The sequence below is a fragment of the Streptomyces sp. NPDC058246 genome (genome assembly GCF_042881985.1).
Taxonomy (GTDB): Bacteria; Actinomycetota; Actinomycetes; order Streptomycetales; family Streptomycetaceae; genus Streptomyces.
The window spans coordinates 273,009-290,369 of sequence record NZ_JBHVWZ010000008.1 but is presented as its reverse complement, the minus strand read 5'-3'; the positions used below and the strand labels follow the sequence as shown (position 1 = coordinate 290,369).

14 protein-coding genes are annotated in these 17,361 nt (G+C 70.4%); 6 read left to right on the top strand and 8 right to left on the bottom strand.

Annotated features, from left to right (window positions below):
• Positions 1–23 precede the first annotated feature (23 nt).
• Complete coding sequence (gene mshD, locus ACFVXA_RS15340) at positions 24–950, bottom strand: mycothiol synthase (protein ID WP_383739233.1); 927 nt, start codon at positions 948–950, stop codon at positions 24–26.
• Positions 951–1,150: 200 nt separating this feature from the next.
• On the opposite strand from mshD, the gene ACFVXA_RS15335 reads away from it, so the two are divergent.
• The 4 genes from ACFVXA_RS15335 (at position 1,151) to ACFVXA_RS15320 (ending at position 6,566) form a co-directional block, all read left to right on the top strand.
• A complete protein-coding gene (locus tag ACFVXA_RS15335) occupies positions 1,151–2,950 on the top strand; it encodes a bifunctional metallophosphatase/5'-nucleotidase (protein ID WP_389752432.1) in 1,800 nt (599 codons plus the stop codon).
• 81 nt (positions 2,951–3,031) lie between these two features.
• The gene (locus tag ACFVXA_RS15330) at positions 3,032–4,243 is read left to right on the top strand and encodes a DUF2993 domain-containing protein (protein WP_390025221.1); all 1,212 of its coding nucleotides are present in this window, start codon (positions 3,032–3,034) and stop codon (positions 4,241–4,243) included.
• 248 nt (positions 4,244–4,491) lie between these two features.
• A complete protein-coding gene (locus ACFVXA_RS15325) occupies positions 4,492–4,614 on the top strand; it encodes a hypothetical protein (protein ID WP_362026854.1) in 123 nt (40 codons plus the stop codon).
• A 176-nt stretch (positions 4,615–4,790) separates the two neighbouring features.
• Positions 4,791–6,566 carry an ABC transporter ATP-binding protein gene (locus ACFVXA_RS15320; protein ID WP_390025219.1) on the top strand — a complete coding sequence of 592 codons (1,776 nt, stop codon included), beginning with the start codon at positions 4,791–4,793 and terminating at the stop codon, positions 6,564–6,566.
• Here ACFVXA_RS15320 and ACFVXA_RS15315 read toward each other — a convergent pair.
• Entirely contained in the window at positions 6,539–7,252 is a 714-nt protein-coding gene (locus ACFVXA_RS15315; RefSeq protein ID WP_383739224.1) for a response regulator transcription factor, read from the bottom strand. The genes ACFVXA_RS15320 and ACFVXA_RS15315 overlap by 28 nt on opposite strands.
• A 222-nt stretch (positions 7,253–7,474) precedes the next feature.
• On the opposite strand from ACFVXA_RS15315, the gene murJ reads away from it, so the two are divergent.
• Positions 7,475–9,151 carry a murein biosynthesis integral membrane protein MurJ gene (murJ, locus tag ACFVXA_RS15310; RefSeq protein WP_390025217.1) on the top strand — a complete coding sequence of 559 codons (1,677 nt, stop codon included), beginning with the start codon at positions 7,475–7,477 and terminating at the stop codon, positions 9,149–9,151.
• 4 nt (positions 9,152–9,155) lie between these two features.
• On the opposite strand, the gene ACFVXA_RS15305 is transcribed toward murJ, so the two are convergent.
• From ACFVXA_RS15305 to ACFVXA_RS15290, 4 genes are all read right to left on the bottom strand, one after another.
• Positions 9,156–10,616 carry an ATP-binding protein gene (locus tag ACFVXA_RS15305; protein WP_390025215.1) on the bottom strand — a complete coding sequence of 487 codons (1,461 nt, stop codon included), beginning with the start codon at positions 10,614–10,616 and terminating at the stop codon, positions 9,156–9,158.
• The gene (locus ACFVXA_RS15300; RefSeq protein WP_362026839.1) at positions 10,613–11,344 is read right to left on the bottom strand and encodes a response regulator transcription factor; all 732 of its coding nucleotides are present in this window, start codon (positions 11,342–11,344) and stop codon (positions 10,613–10,615) included. The genes ACFVXA_RS15305 and ACFVXA_RS15300 overlap by 4 nt, the downstream gene beginning before the upstream one ends.
• Before the next feature lie 99 nt (positions 11,345–11,443).
• A complete protein-coding gene (locus ACFVXA_RS15295) occupies positions 11,444–11,683 on the bottom strand; it encodes a hypothetical protein (protein ID WP_362026836.1) in 240 nt (79 codons plus the stop codon).
• Between the two features lie 48 nt (positions 11,684–11,731).
• Positions 11,732–13,048 (bottom strand): S1C family serine protease, encoded by a 1,317-nt coding sequence (locus tag ACFVXA_RS15290; protein WP_390025213.1) that lies wholly within the window; start codon positions 13,046–13,048, stop codon positions 11,732–11,734.
• 382 nt (positions 13,049–13,430) lie between these two features.
• Here ACFVXA_RS15290 and ACFVXA_RS15285 point away from each other — a divergent pair, with 382 nt between their 5' ends.
• Positions 13,431–15,182, top strand: coding sequence for a trypsin-like serine protease (locus tag ACFVXA_RS15285; protein WP_383900814.1), 1,752 nt, complete (start codon positions 13,431–13,433; stop codon positions 15,180–15,182).
• 166 nt (positions 15,183–15,348) lie between these two features.
• Here ACFVXA_RS15285 and ACFVXA_RS15280 read toward each other — a convergent pair whose 3' ends face one another.
• Together ACFVXA_RS15280 and ACFVXA_RS15275 are read right to left on the bottom strand one after the other, a co-directional pair.
• Positions 15,349–16,371, bottom strand: coding sequence for a LacI family DNA-binding transcriptional regulator (locus ACFVXA_RS15280; protein ID WP_362026827.1), 1,023 nt, complete (start codon positions 16,369–16,371; stop codon positions 15,349–15,351).
• A gap of 23 nt (positions 16,372–16,394) precedes the next feature.
• Complete coding sequence (locus ACFVXA_RS15275; RefSeq protein WP_383739207.1) at positions 16,395–17,213, bottom strand: winged-helix domain-containing protein; 819 nt, start codon at positions 17,211–17,213, stop codon at positions 16,395–16,397.
• Between the last annotated feature and the right edge of the window lie 148 nt (positions 17,214–17,361).

Genomic DNA, 17,361 nt, shown 5'->3' with positions numbered 1-17,361 from the left:
ACTCCGTCCGGTACGTGCTGCGGTCAGGACTCCGTCCGGTACATCAGGTCCGTCTCGTGGGTGAAGAAGCCGAGCCGCTCGTACACGGTCACCGCCGCCTTGTTGTCGGCGTCGACGTAGAGCATCGCGGTGGGCAGGCCCTGCGCGGCGAGGTGGCGCAGGCCGATGGTGGTGAGGGCCTTGCCGAGGCCGCCCCCCTGGGCGCCGGGGCGGACCCCGAGGACGTACACCTCGCCGAGCTGCTCCTCCGCGTGGACCTTGGTCCAGTGGAAGCCGACGAGCCGGCCGTCGCGGAAGGCGAGGAAGAACCCGGACGGGTCGAACCACGGTTCGGCCATCCGGTCGTCCAGGTCGCGCTGGGTGAGGGAGCCCTGCTCGGGATGGTGGGCGAAGGCCTCGGCGTTCACCGCCAGCCAGGCCGTGTCGTCCCGCCCCGGTACGAAGGCGCGGACGGAGACACCGTCCGGGAGTTTCGGTTCGGGCAGGTCGAGGCCCGCCAACGGCCGCCGCATCTGACGCAGTTCGCGGAAGAGCGTGAGTCCGAGAACCTGCGCGAGGTGCCGGGCGGCCGAGTGCCCGCCGTGCGCCCACACCCGCAGCCGCTTCCCGGACTCGCCGAGCAGCGCCGAGCCCAGCGCCCGCCCGTGCCCGTGCCCGCGGTACGCCGGGTGCACGACCAGCTCGGCGGCCGGGGCCTCCACCGGGTCGGTGTCCTCCAGCTGCGCGTACCCCAGCAGCTGGTCGCCGACGGTCAGCAGCAGATGCCGTACGCCCTCCCGGGCCCCGCCCTTGAGCTGCAGCCGCCCCTGCTCGGACACCGCCTGCTGCCCGTCGGCCCGGGCGGCCTCCGCGAGCAGCCGGAGCACGTCCTCGGCCTGGCCCGGGGAGAGCGCGGTGTAGGTCTCGATGGAGCGGGAGTAGGCGGGCGGTGCGGTGTCGTCGCTGGTCATGGCTACGAGGGTAAGGCCTGCCCGTTTCATGGCGAAGTGCCCTCGGCGGCAACCAACTGGTAACCCCCGACCCCCTGTTGCGCTACGCGCGTTGAATCTAAAGTGCGGGCAAAGCCACACGGCAGCCACCGCCGCCCCACAGTCGTCCCGCACAGCTCGCACAGCTCGCACAACTCCTACAGCTCCTACAGGGGGGAACCATGCCGCAGACGCCCCGGCACAGACGTACCCATCGCATCCTCGCCGCCGCCGCAGGCCTCGCCACCGTCGGTGCGCTGGCCGCGGCGATGCCCGCCAGCGCGGGTCAGGACAAGGCGACGCCCCTGCACCACCAGGGCAGCGGCCGCTACCAGGACGTACAACTGCTGTCCTTCAACGACCTGCACGGCAACCTGGAGCCGCCGTCCGGCTCCTCGGGCCGGGTCACGGAGCAGGAGGCGGACGGCACCACCAAGACCATCGACGCGGGTGGCGTCGAGTACCTCGCCACGCATCTGCGCGACGCCCGCAAGGGCAACACGTACTCGATCACGGCCGCCGCCGGTGACATGGTCGGCGCCTCCCCGCTGATCTCCGGCCTCTTCCACGACGAGCCGACGATCGACGCGCTGAACAAGCTCGACCTCGATGTCACCTCGGTCGGCAACCACGAGTTCGACGAGGGCGCCAAGGAACTGGCCCGCCTGCAGAACGGTGGCTGCCACCCGAAGGACGGCTGTTACGACGACAGCGAGAAGTTCACCGGCGCCGACTTCCCCTACCTCGCGGCGAACGTCACCGACGAGAAGACCGGAAAGCCGATCCTCAAGCCCTACTGGGTGTGGAAGAAGAACGGCGTCAAGGTCGGCTTCATCGGCGTCACCCTCGAAGGCACCCCGAACATCGTCTCCGCCGACGGCGTCAAGGGCCTGAAGTTCGGCGACGAGGTCGAGACGATCAACAAGTACGCCAAGGTGCTCCAGCGCCAGGGTGTGAAGTCGATCGTCGCCCTGATCCACGAGGGCGGCGCGCCCGCGTCGCAGTCGTACAACTACGACTGCGACAGCCCCGGCGCCGGTGACGGCATCTCCGGTCCGATCGTCGACATCGCCAAGAACGTCACGCCGGCCGTGGACGCGCTGGTCACCGGCCACACCCACCAGGCGTACGCATGCACCGTCCCGGACCCGGCGGGCAAGCCCCGCATGGTGACCTCGGCCTCCTCCTTCGGCCGGCTCTACACCGACACGACGCTGACGTACGACCGCTGGACCGGTGACATCGCCCGTACGGCGGTGAAGTCCGCGAACCACGTCGTCACCCGTGACGTGGCGAAGGCCGCCGACATGACGGCCCTGATCAGCAAGTGGAAGACGCTCTCCGCACCGGTCGCCTCCCGCCCCATCGGCCATGTCGCGGGCGACATCGGCAACGCCGGCACCGAGTCCCCGCTCGGCGACCTGATCGCCGACGCGCAACTCGCGTACGCCAGGTCCGTGGACCCCGAGGCCGACCTCGCGGTGATGAACCCGGGCGGCATCCGCGCCGGGCTCACCTACCCGGCGAGCGGCGGCGAGGGCGACGGCGTGGTGACCTACGGGGAGGCCTACACGGTGCAGCCCTTCGCCAACACCGTCAACCTGGTCGACCTGACCGGAGCGCAGCTGCTCACGGCGCTTCAGCAGCAGGTCAGCGGCGCGAACGAGGCGGCGCCGAAGATCCTCCAGGTGTCGAAGGGCCTGACGTACACGCTGGACCTGACCAGGACGGGCGCGGCTCGCGTCGTCACCGGCTCCGTCAAGCTCAACGGCACGGCGATCGACCCCGCCGCCACCTACCGCGTCGCGATGAACTCCTTCCTCGCGGGCGGCGGCGACGGATTCGCCGAACTCGGCAAGGGCACGAACGTCGTCGTCGGCGGCGACGACCTGGCGGCCTTCGAGTCCTACCTGACGGCCAACTCCTCGGCCGCCACGCCGTATCCGGTGCCGGCGGCGGACCGGATCACGATCGTGAAGTAGCGACCGGGAATGCCGTGAGGTAGATCGCATACGGGTGGTAGCGGTTGCGGACAGGGGCGGTACGCATGGTCGGATGGATCGATGCGTACCCCCCACCGCATGACAACGCATCCCTATACCAACCCCTACGAAGAGCTCGCCGCTCTGGACGACGGGCCGCTGGAGGAGTTCCTCCACGAGGACGAACCGGCCCAGGCGCCGGAAGCGGTGCCGGAGGAGGACTGGGCCCCGCCCAACCACCGCAGGGCCGGCCGCCGCCGCCGGAAACGCCTGGCCGGACTGCCGTTCGCGGTGAAGGCGGCCGTTCTCGTCCTGTCCCTCGCCTCGTTCCTCACCCTCACCGACCGCTGGGCGCTGCTGTACGCCGAGCACGAGGCGGCCGGCAAACTCAAGGACCAGCTGCACCTGGCCGCCGCGCCCGAGGTCGAGATCGGGGGCTTTCCGTTCCTCACCCAACTCGCCGACCACCGGTTGGACTCCGTGAAGGTGACCGTGCCGGACGTGGCCGCCGACCGGGTCTCGCTGGCGGAGGTGTCGGCGACGGCGACGCATGTACGGCTCGACAGCGGCGACGACCCCACCACCGTACGAGGTGCCCATGTCCCCGCGCTGCACGGCGAGGTGCTGCTCTCCTTCGACGACCTGAACCGTGAACTCGGCGCGTCTCAGGTGACGTTCACCGGGCACGGCCACGACCGGGTGCGGGCGCGTGGCACGCTGCCCGTCGCCGGACACGATCTGAGACTCCGGGCCGACGCCCGTATCGGCCGCGACGGTGAGCGCGGCATCTCGACGCAGATCGACGGAATGCGCCTGGACATCGGCGACTTGGCGACGTACCGGCCGGGCGCCCGTGCCTCGGAGGGCCTGCATCTCACCCCGCGTTCGGTGGCGCGCCTCGGCAAGGAGACCGCCAAGGCGCGGGCCCTGCTCTCCGTCCCGTCGATCGTGCGTCGCCTCGGGGTGCCGGACGCGGCGGTGCGTGAGGCGCTGCGCGACGACACCAAGCTCGCCTCGCTGACGGGCTCAGCGACGTTCGCGCGACGGGCGATGCGCGTGAACCTCCTTGACGTGGCGATCGCCCACCCGGCGCTCCTGAAGCGCTTCGGCCTGGACCCGGCCCTCCTCGACGGCCTCTCCCGGCTCACCCGTCCCGTCCTCGTGGACCAACTGTCCTTGGGATTCCGCCTGCCGCATCCGAAGGACGGCGACCTGCGGCTGCGCGACGTACGCGTGGAGAAGGACGGGATCCGGGTTCGGATGACGGGGTCGGCCCTGACGATCGGGCATTGACAGAACACCGGTCGGCTCAATTAACCTCTCAATTCCCTCAGTAAGTTCCAGGTGAGATCCGTAATAAATTCTGTGTGAGTGGGCGGTTGGTTCCGTCCGCTCGCTAAGAATTTCTTTCAGCTGTAATTCATTGAGGTCTCAGCTGAATTGGCGATTTCCGGGCCCGGGGTCCCGTAGTGTTTGCCTTGTCGAAAGCGAACGACGCAAACGGCAAAGGGAATTCACCCACCGAGAAGAAGGAGACCCCCATGAGCTTCCACAAGATCGCCCCGGTCAAGAAGCAGCACAAGGCCGCTCCCGCTCCGAAGAAGGCGCACAAGCCCGCCAAGCCCGCGCCGAAGAAGCGCCCGGTGAGCCGCGACGGCCGCTAGTAGCTGCTGCGAGGCGGGGCCCCGGAATCGATCCGGCGGCCCCGCCTCGGCCATGTCGGGGCCGAGGGAAGGCCGGCGAAAGGCCGGCGAAAGGTCCGGCAGAAGGGTCAGTGAAAAGGCCGGTGAAGAGGTCGGCAAAGAGGCTGGCAAAGAGGCTCGGTGGAAGGGGAGTTGACATGCGGGAAGTGAAGGAAGCGTTCGCGCGCTTCTGGCCGCTGACGCGCGGTGACCGCAAGTGGCTGGTGCTGATCATCGGCTGTGTGGTCGTGGCGGCGCTCGCCGAGACGGCGTCGATCCTGCTCTTCGCCGAGCTGACCGATCACGCCTTGAAGGTGGGGTCGCTTTCCGCGTTCTGGGGCCCGGCCGGAGCCTGGCTCGGTGTCGCCGTGATCGGTGCGCTCGTCGGGTACCTCGGCAATTCCCTCGCCGTGTGGACCGCCGAGAGATTCGTGCTGCGGCTTCGCGCGGGTGTGTTCCGGCACGTCCAGGATCTGCCTCCCCACTTCTTTCAGCAGCACCGCCGAGGTGACCTGGTCGAACGCCTCACCGGCGACGTCGAGGCCATCGAACAGATGGTCGTGTCGGGGGTGGTCGGGACCGTCTCCGCCGTCTTCTCGGCCCTCTTCTACGCCGCCGCGGCCCTCTGGCTGCGCTGGGACCTCGCCCTCGTCACCTTCGTCCTCGCCCCGCTCTTCCTGGTCGCCGCCCGCCGCTTCTCCGGGCGGATCAGGACGGCCTCCCAGGAGGAGCGCGCCGCCGACGGCGCGATCACCTCCGTCGTCGAGGAGGCCCTCGGCAACGTGGTCCTGACGCAGGCGTACAACCGCCGCCGCGCCGAGGAGAAGCGCCTCGACCGGGAGGCGCGCGCCTGGATGCGGGCGTCCGTGCGCGGGGCGCGGGCGAGCGAGATGTACGAGCAGGTCATCGAGGTCGTCGAGACGGTGTGCGTCCTCGCGGTGATCGGCTTGGGCGCCTGGGAGATTTCGCAGGGCCGCATGTCGCTCGGCCAGTTGCTCGCCTTCGCCGCCTTCCTCGGCTATCTCTACCCGCCGATCCGCAACCTCGGTCAGCTCGGGCTCACCCTCACCGCCGCCACCGCGGGCGCCGAGCGGCTTCAGGAGGTCCTGGACACCGAGCCCGCCGTCCAGGACCCCGCCGAGCCGGTGCGGCGATGGCCCGTACGCGGCTGGGTCAGCTTCCACGGCATGTCGTTCCGCTACCCGGGCGCCGAGCGCGACTGCCTGCACGACGTGACCTTCACGGCCGGCCCCGGCGAACTCGTCATCGTCACCGGACCCAGCGGTGCCGGAAAGTCCACCCTCTCCAAGCTCCTGACCCGCTTCTACGACCCCACGGCCGGCGTGATCTGCCTCGACGGCGTCCCGCTGACCGACGTATCCCTGGAGTTCCTGCGCGAGAACGTCGCGCTGCTGCCCCAGGAGACCCTCGTCCTGCACGGCACGATCCGCGAGAACATCGAGTGCGGACGGCCGGGCGCGTCCCTGGCCGAGATCGAGCGGGCCGCCCGGGACGCCGTCGCGCACGAGTTCATCAGCGCGCTGCCCGAGGGGTACGACACCGAGATCGCGCCCGGCACGGCCACCCTCTCCGGCGGCCAGCTCCAGCGGATCGCCATCGCCCGCGCCATGCTGCGCGGTGCCCCCGTCCTCGTCCTCGACGAGCCCACGACCGGACTCGACTCGGTCGCCGCGCGCCGCGTGGTGCAGCCGCTGCGCCGGCTGATGGCGGGCCGTACGACCATCATGATCACTCACGATCTGTCGCTGGCGCCCGACGCCGACCGCATCCTGGTCGTCGACGGCGGACGCCTGGTGGAGGCCGGCACGCACGACGAGCTGATGGCGTACGGCGGGGCCTACGCGCGGCTCGCGACGCCGACGCCGACGACCGCACTCGAACTCGACTACCTCGCGGCGGCGCGGAGCGTGTAGCCCAGCCCCCGCACGGTGTGGATGAGCCGGGGTCCGCCCCGGCTCTCGGTCTTCCGGCGCAGATACATCACGTACACGTCCAGCGTGTTGGACGTCGGCTCGAAGTCGAAGCCCCAGACCTCCTTGAGGATCTGGGCCCGGCTGAGCACCTTGGCCGGGTTCCGCAGCAGGTACTCCAGCAGCGCGTGCTCGGTCTTGGTGAGGTCGAGCGGATGGCCGTCGCGGGTGACCGTGCGGGTGCGCACGTCCATGGCGAGGTCCTCGAAGGTGAGCCGGCCGCCGGCGGAGGACCCGTCCGGATCGTGCTCCCGTCGCGGGCTGCGGCGCAGCAACGCCCGTACCCGCGCGAGGAGTTCCTCGCTCGCGAAGGGTTTCATCAGATAGTCGTCGGCGCCGTTGTCGAGCGCGACGATACGGTCGCCGACCGCGTCCCGGCCGGTGATCATGAGGATGGGGACGGTGGACCCGGAGGCCCGGATCCGCCGGGTGGCGGCCAGACCGTCGAGCCCGGGCATGGTGACGTCCATCAGCACCAGGTCTGGCCACCCGTCCGCCCCGCCCACGAGAGCGAGGGCCTCGCGGCCGTCCCCGGCGAGGACGGTCTCGTACCCCTCGAACCTGAGCAGCCGGTCGAGCCCCTCACGTACGGCCACGTCGTCATCGGCCAACAGGATCTTCCGCGCCATCACTCCAACGTGTAACGGGAGGCTGTGGCAGGCCTGGGAGTGGGGTGTGGGGAGGCTGGGCGGTGCGAGGGATGCGACGGGTGAGGGGTGCCGGAGCGGCTGGGCCCTGCCGGCCGACCGGCGCGGCCCGCCGCCATCCGTCCTTCGGCGGTGGCGGTCGAAAATTCGGAGCAGGCCGTCAAAAGTGAGCAGTGCCTGATCTTGAGGACGTAGGTTTGCGGGATGGTGGAGGGCACGCGGACCGCGGCGGGGGATCGGGCGAAGGGGCGCCATGCTGCCCCGAAGGCCGAGGCGGAAAGGGGCGGGCCGGCGCGTTCGTCGGTGTTGATGGCGCTGGGCACCGTGGTGTCGCGGGCGACCGGACTGGTACGGCAGGTGCTGCAGGCCGCCGCGTTGGGCACCGGCCTGCTGGCCAGTACGTACAACACGGCGAACACGGTGCCGACGAGCCTCTACACCCTGCTGATCGGCGGCGCGCTCAACGCCGTGCTCGTGCCCCAGCTGGTGCGGGCCCGCGTGACGCAACCGGACGGCGGGCGGGCCTATGAGCAGCGCCTGGTGACGCTCGTCCTGTGTGTTCTGGGCGCGGGGACGGCGCTGGCGGTGTGGGCGGCCCCGGACATCGTGGGCGTGTACATGCGCGACACCCCGGACCACCACCAGGCCTTCCAACTGACCGTGGTCTTCGCGCGGTTCCTGCTGCCGCAGATCTTCTTCTACGGAATGTTCGGCATCCTGGGCCAAGTCCTCAACGCCCGCGAGAAGTTCGGCGCGATGATGTGGACGCCGGTGCTGAACAACGCCGTTCTGATCGGCATGTTCGGGGTCTATCTGGGGCTGATGACCGTCCCGGACCGGGTCGAGGACATCACGACGGCGCAGGTGCGGTTCCTGGGGCTCGGTACGACGGCCGGCATAGCCGTGCAGGCCCTCGCCCTGATCCCCTTCGTGCGCGCGGCCGGCTTCCGGTTCCGCCCTCGGTTCGACTGGCGCGGAACCGGTCTGGGCAAGAGCGTCCACGCCGCGAAGTGGACCTTGCTCTTCGTGCTCGTAAACCAGGTCGCCCTGGCCGTGGTCACCAACTACGCCAACGCCGCCGACGCGGAACTCCCGGACGCCGGCGTCGGCTACACCGCCTACACATACGCCCAGACCATCTGGCTGCTTCCGCAGTCCATCGTCACCGTCTCCCTGGTGACCGCGCTGCTGCCGCGCATGAGCAGGGCGGTCTCGGAGGGCCGCACCGCCGATCTGCGCGCGGATCTCGCCCGGGCCCTGCGGATCACCGGCGTGATCATCGTGCCCGCCGGATTCCTCTTCCTCACGCTGGGCCCGCGGATCGCGGCGCTGCTGTTCGCCCACGGCGCCGCGGACGCCGCGTCCGCGCAGCCGACCGGGTACATGCTTCAGGCGTTGGGCCTGGGCCTGATCCCCTTCTCCGCCCAGTACCTGCTGCTGCGCGGCTTCTACGCCTTCGAGGACACCCGGACCCCGTTCTTCATGGCCGCCTGGATCGCCGTGGTGAACATCGCGCTGGCCACCGCCTGCCACCTGCTGCTCCCCGCGCGCTGGTCGGTGACCGGCATGGCGGCCGCGTACACCCTGTCGTACCTGGCCGGGCTCCTGATCACCGCACGGCTGCTGCGCAGCCGACTCGGCGGCCGTCTCGACGACGGAGGCCTGCGCCGTCTGTACGGGAAGCTGCTGTGCGCCTCGGCCGTCGCCGCGGGGCTGGGCTGGGCCGCGGCCCGGGCCACCGCCGCCGCACTGGGCTCCGGCACCCCGGCCACGGCGCTCGCGCTCGTCGCGGGGACGGCCGCCATGGCGTCGGCGTACCTCCTCCTCGCCCGGCTGATGAGGATCGCGGAGGTACGGCTTCCTGGTCCGCGTCCGCGCTGAGGCCCTACGGCGCCTCGGGCGGAGGGGTCGGGGCGCCCGGCACGCGGATGCTCGCCACCGTGCCGCCGCCCAGGGCGGGAGTCAGCGACACCTCGCCGCCCGCCTGCTGCACCGTCCGCGCCACTATCGACAGGCCCAGGCCGGAGCCCGGCAGGGCGCGGGCGCTCGGGGAGCGCCAGAAGCGGTCGAAGACGTGCGGGAGTTCGTCGGAGGGGATACCGGGGCCGTGGTCCCGGACGGTGAGTTCGCCCTCCTTGAGCGTCACGTCGATGGTCCCGCCCTCGGGGCTGAACTTCACCGCGTTGTCCAGGATGTTCACGATCGCCCGCTCCAGAGCCGACGGTTCCGCCCGTACGAACCAGGGCTGCACGTCCGCCGTGATCGTCAGCTCCGGCCCGCGCAGCCGCGCCCTGCGCAGGGCCGCCTCGACGGTGTCCTGCAACGCGATCACCTGCACCCGGTCGGTCGGCGTCCCCGCGTCCGAACGCGACAGCGTCTGCAAGTCGCCGATCAGCGACGCCAGTTCCGTCATCTGCGCGGTGACCGAGACGAGCAGTGCCTTGCGGTCCGCCGGGGGGATCGGGCGGCCCATCTCCTCACTGCGGGTGAGGAGTTCGATGTTCGTACGGAGGGAGGTGAGCGGCGTACGGAGCTCGTGACCGGCGTCGGCGATGAGCTGTTGCTGGAGCTCACGGGAGCTTGCCAAAGAGGCGGTCATCGAGTTGAAGGAGCGGGAGAGGCGGGCGATCTCGTCTTCGCTCTCCTCCTCCACCGGGATGCGTACGGAGAGGTCTTCCGTGCGGGCCACGTGCTCGACGGCCTCGGTGAGCTTGTCGACGGGACGCAGGCCCGCCCGGGCGACCGCCAGGCCCGCGGCTCCGGCGCCCACCACTCCGATGCCGGAGACGAGAAGGAGGAGCAGGGCGAGGTCGTTGAGGGTGGCCTGGGTGCCCTTGAGCGGGAGAGCGACGACGAGGGCGGCGTTCGGGACGACGGACGGGCCGCTGACCGGACCGTCGCTGACGACGAGCGGCATGGTCAGCACCCGTACGGCGTCGCCGTTGCTGTCGGTTCCGCTCCGGAGCGTGTCCACGCCCAACTTCGGGGACTTGGCCACGTCCGTGTCGCTACTGGTGACCTTCACCGTGCCCGCGGAGTTGTCGAAGGCGCAGACGGTGCCGTTCGCCTGGACCACCTGGGAGTAGTACTCGGACCGGCGGGGACTGTCGGTGCTGCTCTTCGGGTCCTTGCCACAGTTGTTGCCGGCGCGCTGGACCGCCCCGTACGACACGGGTCCCTTCTGCGCCTTGAGATTGTTGTTGATCTCCTGGTACAGCTTCCCCTGCACGATGAACCAACACGTCACCGAGACCGCCGCCACCCCGAACGCCACCGCCGCCGCGACCAACAGGGCCAATCGCGTCCGGATCGGCAGGGACCGGAACCGGCGTACCACCTTGATCACTCCGCGCCACCCGACCGCAGCACATATCCCACACCCCGCACCGTGTGCACGAGGCGCGGCTCGCCGCCCGCCTCGGTCTTGCGGCGCAGGTACATGACGTACACGTCGAGGGAGTTGGAGGAGGGCTCGAAGTCGAAGCCCCAGACGGCCTTCAGGATCTGCTCGCGGGTGAGGACCTGGCGCGGGTGGGCCAGGAACATCTCCAGGAGGGTGAACTCGGTACGGGTGAGCTCCACCTGGCGGCCCGCCCGGGTGACCTCGCGGGTGGCCAGGTCCATGCGGAGGTCGCCGAAGACGAGCGCGTCGTCCTCCTGGGTGCCGACCGCCGCGGCCGCGTAGGAACTGCGCCGCAGCAGCGCCCGGACCCGGGCGAAGAGCTCGTCGAGTTCGAAGGGCTTGACGAGGTAGTCGTCGGCGCCGGCGTCCAGGCCGGTGACCCGGTCGCCGACCGTGTCCCGGGCCGTCAGCATCAGTATCGGCGTGGTCGTGCCCGCGCCGCGCATCCGGCGGGCGGCGGTCAGGCCGTCCATCCGGGGCATCTGGATGTCCAGGACGACCAGGTCGGGCTGGTAGGCCGTCGCCTTCTCCAGGGCGTCCGCACCGTCGACCGCGACCTCGGTGTCGTACCCCTCGAAGGCGAGGCTGCGCTGGAGGGCTTCGCGCACGGCCGGCTCGTCGTCGACGATCAGGATGCGCTGGGGGTCACGGTCGCCATCGGCGGGGCTCATGGGCGGGGTTCCTCGGGTGCGGTGGGACGAGGGCTGACGTCTTCAGCCTCGCACGTTTCCGGTCGGGTTCGTGAAGCGTCGGCGAGTGAAAGATCCGGTTCAGCCGGGCAGCTTGCTGAGGCGGCTCAGCGGAACCTTGCGGCGGTGCGGGTGCGCGGAGGACATCCGCAGGCCCATCAGCTGCGGGACCACGGCCACCTCCGGCGGCCGGGGCCGCGTCGGCGTGTGCAGTTCGCGGGCGACCTCCAGGGCGATGCCGAGCCCGGCCGGGTCCACGCCGGCGTCGGCGTGGGAAACCTGCCTGAGGGAGAACCGTGCCATCGGAACCTGCTTGATCATGTCGACCTCCAAGGTCGGCTCACGGGGGTGAGCTCAGGTCATCTCGGGTCAGTTCGAGCCGCCGGCCCGCAGTGCGGACAGGTCGGCCTTCACGGTGTTGATCGGGATGGCGAAGCCGAGGCCGACGCTGCCGGCGCTCGACGAGGACGAGGACGAGTCCGAAGCGGCCGAGTACATCGCGGAGTTGATGCCGATGATGTTGCCGTTCATGTCGATCAGCGCGCCGCCCGAGTTGCCGGGGTTCAGCGAGGCGTCGGTCTGGAGCGCCTTGTACGTGGTGGTGGACGAGCCGGTGTCGCCGTTGAACTGGCGGCCGCCGAACTCGAACGGCCACTGGCCGTTGCCGCCCTGCTGTTGCTGCTGGCCCTGGCTCTCGTCCGTGGAGACGGTCACGTCGCGGTTCAGGGCCGAGACGATGCCGCTGGTGACGGTGCCGGTCAGGCCCTCGGGGGAGCCGATCGCGACGACCTGGTCGCCGACCTGGACGCCGTCGGAGTTGCCGAGCGTGGCGGCCTTCAGACCGGACGGCGCGTTGTCCAGCTTGATCAGGGCGAGGTCCTTCTTGCTGTCGGTGCCGACGACCCGCGCGGTGTACGACTTGCCGTTGCTCAGCTGCACCTTGATCGACGAGGCGCCCGAGATGACGTGGTTGTTGGTGACGATCTCGCCGCCGGAGGTGATGATCACGCCCGCGCCGGTGGACGAGCCCGCGTTCGAGGTCGCGTTGACCTCGACGATGCTCGGGCTGACCGCCTTGGCGACCCCGGCGACCGTGCCCTTCTGGCTGGTGGGCACCACGCTGGTGCTGGTGCTGCTGGAGGAGACGGTGTCGCTGCCGGTCAGCTCCTGGATGCCGTACGCCGTACCGCCTCCGATGGCGGCGGCGACTATCGCCACGGCGGCGAGCAGGGCCAGCGGGCCCTTCGCGCGCTTCTTCGGAGCGGCGGCGGGCGCGTCCTGCGCGGGGACCGGCTCGGCCATGAGGACCGCGGTGCTCGCCGCGGCCGACTCGGGGGCGCCCGGGTGGCCGGCGTATCCGCCACTGCCGTAGCCACCGCCGCCGTATCCGCCACCGCCGTATCCACCACCGCCGTATCCGCCGCCGTCATGGCCCGCGCCGCCACTGCCGTAGCCGCTGTCGTAGCCCGCGCCGCCGTGGCCCTCGTTGCCGCCGCCACCCTGACCGGAGCCCGGCCACACGGTGGTGCCCGGCTCGACGGCGACCGGCGCGACCGGCTCGTAGGCCGGCGGGGGAGGCCACTCGGGGTTCACGGGGGAGGAGGCGTGCTGCTGCTGCTCGGGGTACGGGGACTGGTGGTCGTCGCCCTCGGGGTACTCGCCGCTGCGGCGGAAGCTCTCGGTCATGGAAAAAGCTTGTCCCGCGATCATGAGAGCTCCCTGAGTGCCCCCTGAGAAGCCCGACAGAACCTCGTATGCCCGATATAAGGGCGCTGGGGCCCGGGAAACAGGGGGTTGCGCCGGGGTGATGGTGGGGAACGGTGCGGACGAATACTTGTCTGCCTGCTGTGCAAGCCGTGTGCGCGGGGACGCGTGAGGCCTACGATCTCCGCGCCGGAGGGGGGCTCCGCGGTTCGCCTGAATCGATGCAAGCGGCTGTGTGGTCACTTCTGTCCGCATGTCTGTCCGCATGTGTGTCCGCATGGATTCGCGCGGGTGCGTCGCACGCCCTTCTCGGGCCTCTCACGACATGAAACGACACCACACGCACCCACCCCAGGAGCCCTGAGTGATACGTGCCCTGCGCGGCCGTCCGAGACGCCCCGTCACGGCGTTCCCCGCGGCCGCCCTCGCGCTGGCGCTGGCGCTGACCTGCGTCGGCGCCCTCGCGGCGCAGCCCGCGACCGCGGCGGACGGCCCCTCGCTGCCGGTTGCCGAGCAGTCGGCACCGGTGAAGCCGACCACCTCCGACAAGGAGCTGCGCAGCCGGGTCGTCGAGGCCGCCAAGGACCAGGCGACCGCGGACGCGACCCCCAAGAAGACTCCGTTCATCATCGGCGGCAGCGAGACGACGATCGACTCCGCGCCGTGGATGGTCCAGCTCGCCTACTACGACAGCACCACCGACGAGGGCTACTTCTGCGGCGGCACCCTCGTCGCCCCGAACAAGGTCCTGACGGCGGCGCACTGCGTGGCCGGCCTGGACTGGGCGAAGAACGGCGCCGTGCTGGCGGGCACCGCCGACCTGTACGACAGCAGCACCGGCACCGTCGCGGGCGTCTACCGCCAGTGGAACCACCCGCGCTACAACCCCACGACCACCCAGAACGACATCGCGGTCCTGACCCTCGACCGCCCGCTGGAGCAGAAGTGGATGCGGCTGTCGGCCGCGGGCGACGTCGCGCAGTACACCGCGGGCCTGACCGGCACGGTCTACGGCTGGGGCCTGACCTCCGGTGCCGACGGCGCCGACCTTTCGGCCAGGCTGCGCACGGTCGACCTGACGCTGCGGGACGACGCCACCTGTGACTCCGCGATGCGGTCGGTCCTCGGTGAGGACGACTTCGTCGAAGGCTCGATGTTCTGCGCGGGCACGCCGGCGACCGGCACGGACGAGGGCACCAAGAGCCCCTGCAACGGTGACTCCGGCGGCCCGGTGATCGCCAACAACAAGGTCATCGGCATCGTCTCGTGGGGCGTCGCGGGCTGCACGGCCAAGGGCGCCTACCCGGTGTTCACCAAGGTGACCTCGTACACCTGGGCGGCCCAGCCGCGCATCGACGACGCGGACCTGACCTTCGACGGCAAGGCCGACCTGCTGGAGCGCACGCCCTCCGGGGGCCTCTTCGAACAGGACAGCAAGGGCACCTCGCTCACGGCACGCGCCTACCAGGGCAGCGGCTGGGAGGGCATCAGCTGGGGCCTCCAGGCCGACCTGGACCGGGACTTCTACCAGGACCTGATCGTCCGCGACAAGGGCGACGGCAAGCTGTACCGCAACCACCTGAACCACAGCTCCGGTGCGTACGAGTGGACGCAGATCAGCTCGGTGTGGGGCGGCTACAAGTCCTATGCCGTTCCGGGCGACATGACGGGTGACGCCCGCCCCGACCTCGTCGCGGTGGACGCCGACGGCTCGGTCTACCTCTACCCGGGCAAGGGCAACGGCCAGTTCTACGGCCGCGTCAAGGTCGTCGACAAGGCCTGGAAGAACGTGAAGATCTTCGGTCACGGCGACCTGTCCGGCGACGGCCGCGCCGACCTGCTGGTCCGCAACAGCTCGGGCGTCCTCTACCTCTACAAGGGCACGCAGGTGGAGAAGGCGCCGTTCGCGGCACGGATCCAGGCGCGTACGGGCTGGAACTTCACCTCGTACGTGTCCAACGGCGACGTGACCGGCGACGGCATCGCCGACGTCATCACCCGCGACTCCGCCGGCAAGCTCTGGCTCTACCCCGGCACCAACAAGGCGTCCAGCAGCCTCTTCGGCTCACGGATCAGCCTCGGCTCGGGCTTCAACCAGTACAACTTGCTGTTCTAAAAGCCCTGGACCCGTACAACCCGCTGTTCTGGAAGCAGAGAACCCGCGCCCCGCCAGGGGTGCGGGTTCTGTGGCATCCGGGGCTCCGCCGCGCGGGCGCGATCAGCCCTACGCGTGGGCGCGATCAGCCGCACGCGGGCGCGACCAGTTACAACGGGCTCGCGGCTCACTGGCAGCCGCAGGACCGCCGCACGACCAGCCGGGACGGGAAGACCTTCAGCCGCTCACGCCGCGACCCGGCGACCCGCAAACCGTCGTCGAGGACGAGATCCACGGCCGCCCGGGCCATGGCCGACCGGTCCGACGCGATCGTCGTCATCGGCGGGTCCGTCAGCGCGGCTTCCTTGACGTCGTCGAAGCCGGCCACGGCCAGCTCCCCGGGCACATCGATGCGCAGCTCGCGAGCGGCGCGCAGCAGGCCGATCGCCTGGTCGTCCGTGGAGCAGAAGATGGCCGGCGGCCGGTCCGGGCCGGCGAGCAGCCCGAGGGCGACCTGGTAGGCGTCGTAGCGGTTGTACGGGGCCTCGAAGAGGCGCCCCTCCGTCGGGATCCCGGCTTCCTGCATCGCGCGCCGCCAGCCCTCGACGTGGTCGGAGACGGGGTCGCCGACAGCCGGGGTCTCCGCCGTACCGCCGAGACAGGCGACGTACTCGTAGCCGTGCTCCAGGAGGTGGCGGGTGGCGAGCTGGGCGCCGCCTATGTCGTCGGTGACGACTGCGACGTCGTCGATCGCCTCGGGCCGCTCGTGCAGCAGCACCACGCGGGCGTCCCAGGCGTCGATCTCCGCGGCGGCGTTGTCATTGAGCGCGTGGCTGACGAGGATCAGGCCGGAGACGCGCATACCGAGGAAGGCGCGCAGGTAGTGGACCTCACGCTCGGCGATGTAGTCGGTGTTGCCGACGAGCACCATTTTCCCGCGCTCGGCGGCGGCCTGTTCGACCGCGTGCGCCATCTCGCCGAAGAACGGCTGCCGCGCATCCGGAATGATCAGGCCTATGAGCTCGGTCCGCCGCGACGCCATGGCCTGGGCGACCCGGTCGGGCCGGTACCCCAGCTCCTTGATCGCGGCGAGAACGCGCTCGCGCGTGGCCGGGGCAACCGGCCTCGGTCCGTTGTTGATGACATAGCTGACGACGGCGGTGGAGGTACCCGCCAGCCGTGCCACATCATCCCTAGTCACCTTGGCCACGCGCGGAGTCTACGCGGATGGACCTACCTCTGGGCAGGGCGTACGGCGGCTTCCTGTGCCCCCGCTGTGGCCTCCGTGGCGTCGACGGCGTCGAGGTGCGCCGTCTCGTCCGCATCATCCGGCTTTGGCTGGGCCGCCTTGGCCCTCGCCTCGTCCGCGGCGCGGTCCACCTTCTCAGGCGTAACGAATCGATAACCGACGTTCCGCACGGTGCCGATGAGCGACTCGTGCTCCGGTCCGAGCTTCGCGCGCAGCCGTCGTACGTGGACGTCGACCGTCCGCGTGCCACCGAAGTAGTCGTAACCCCAGACCTCCTGGAGAAGCTGGGCGCGGGTGAAGACGCGGCCCGGGTGCTGCGCGAGGTACTTGAGGAGCTCGAACTCCTTGAAGGTCAGGTCGAGGACCCGGCCCTTGAGCTTGGCGCTGTACGTCGCCTCGTCCACGGAGAGATCGCCGTTGCGGATCTCCATCGGGGAGTCGTCGTTGACGATCTGCTGGCGGCCCATGGCGAGCCGCAGCCGGGCCTCGACCTCGGCCGGACCGGCGGTGTCGAGCAGCACGTCGTCGATGCCCCAGTCGGCGGTGACGGCCGCGAGACCGCCCTCGGTGACGACGAGGATGAGGGGACAGCCGGGGCCCGTGGAGCGCAGCAGCTGACACAGGCTGCGGACCTGGGGGAGATCACGGCGTCCGTCGATGAGGATGACGTCGGCGCCGGGGGTGTCGACGAGTGCGGGTCCCTCCGCGGGGGCCACACGCACGTTGTGGAGCAGCAGGCCGAGGGCAGGAAGCACCTCCGTCGACGGCTGAAGGGCATTGGTCAGGAGCAGCAGAGAACTCATCGCGCCCCACCTGCCTGGGTCGTCCTACGTTCGTGCACGGTTCGCTCGCCCATAACGTCTGGTTCCTCCTCGGTCCCTGCGAGGACGTTTGCGGCACTGCTCTGTACGTGCGGCTCCCGCGCCCCTGGGATCCGCGTCGCGTCCGGGG

Excerpts from the sequence above, each read along its gene's own strand:
- mshD (WP_383739233.1), bottom strand. The coding sequence starts at position 950 with ATGACCAGCGACGACACCGCACCGCCCGCCTACTCCCGCTCCATCGAG.
- ACFVXA_RS15320 (WP_390025219.1), top strand. The coding sequence starts at position 4,791 with ATGCGGGAAGTGAAGGAAGCGTTCGCGCGCTTCTGGCCGCTGACGCGC.
- ACFVXA_RS15335 (WP_389752432.1), top strand. The coding sequence starts at position 1,151 with ATGCCGCAGACGCCCCGGCACAGACGTACCCATCGCATCCTCGCCGCC.
- ACFVXA_RS15325 (WP_362026854.1), top strand. The coding sequence starts at position 4,492 with ATGAGCTTCCACAAGATCGCCCCGGTCAAGAAGCAGCACAAGGCCGCT.
- ACFVXA_RS15330 (WP_390025221.1), top strand. The coding sequence starts at position 3,032 with ATGCGTACCCCCCACCGCATGACAACGCATCCCTATACCAACCCCTAC.
- ACFVXA_RS15300 (WP_362026839.1), bottom strand. The coding sequence starts at position 11,344 with ATGAGCCCCGCCGATGGCGACCGTGACCCCCAGCGCATCCTGATCGTC.
- ACFVXA_RS15295 (WP_362026836.1), bottom strand. The coding sequence starts at position 11,683 with ATGATCAAGCAGGTTCCGATGGCACGGTTCTCCCTCAGGCAGGTTTCC.
- ACFVXA_RS15315 (WP_383739224.1), bottom strand. The coding sequence starts at position 7,252 with ATGGCGCGGAAGATCCTGTTGGCCGATGACGACGTGGCCGTACGTGAG.
- murJ (WP_390025217.1), top strand. The coding sequence starts at position 7,475 with ATGGTGGAGGGCACGCGGACCGCGGCGGGGGATCGGGCGAAGGGGCGC.
- ACFVXA_RS15290 (WP_390025213.1), bottom strand. The coding sequence starts at position 13,048 with ATGACCGAGAGCTTCCGCCGCAGCGGCGAGTACCCCGAGGGCGACGAC.
- ACFVXA_RS15275 (WP_383739207.1), bottom strand. The coding sequence starts at position 17,213 with ATGAGTTCTCTGCTGCTCCTGACCAATGCCCTTCAGCCGTCGACGGAG.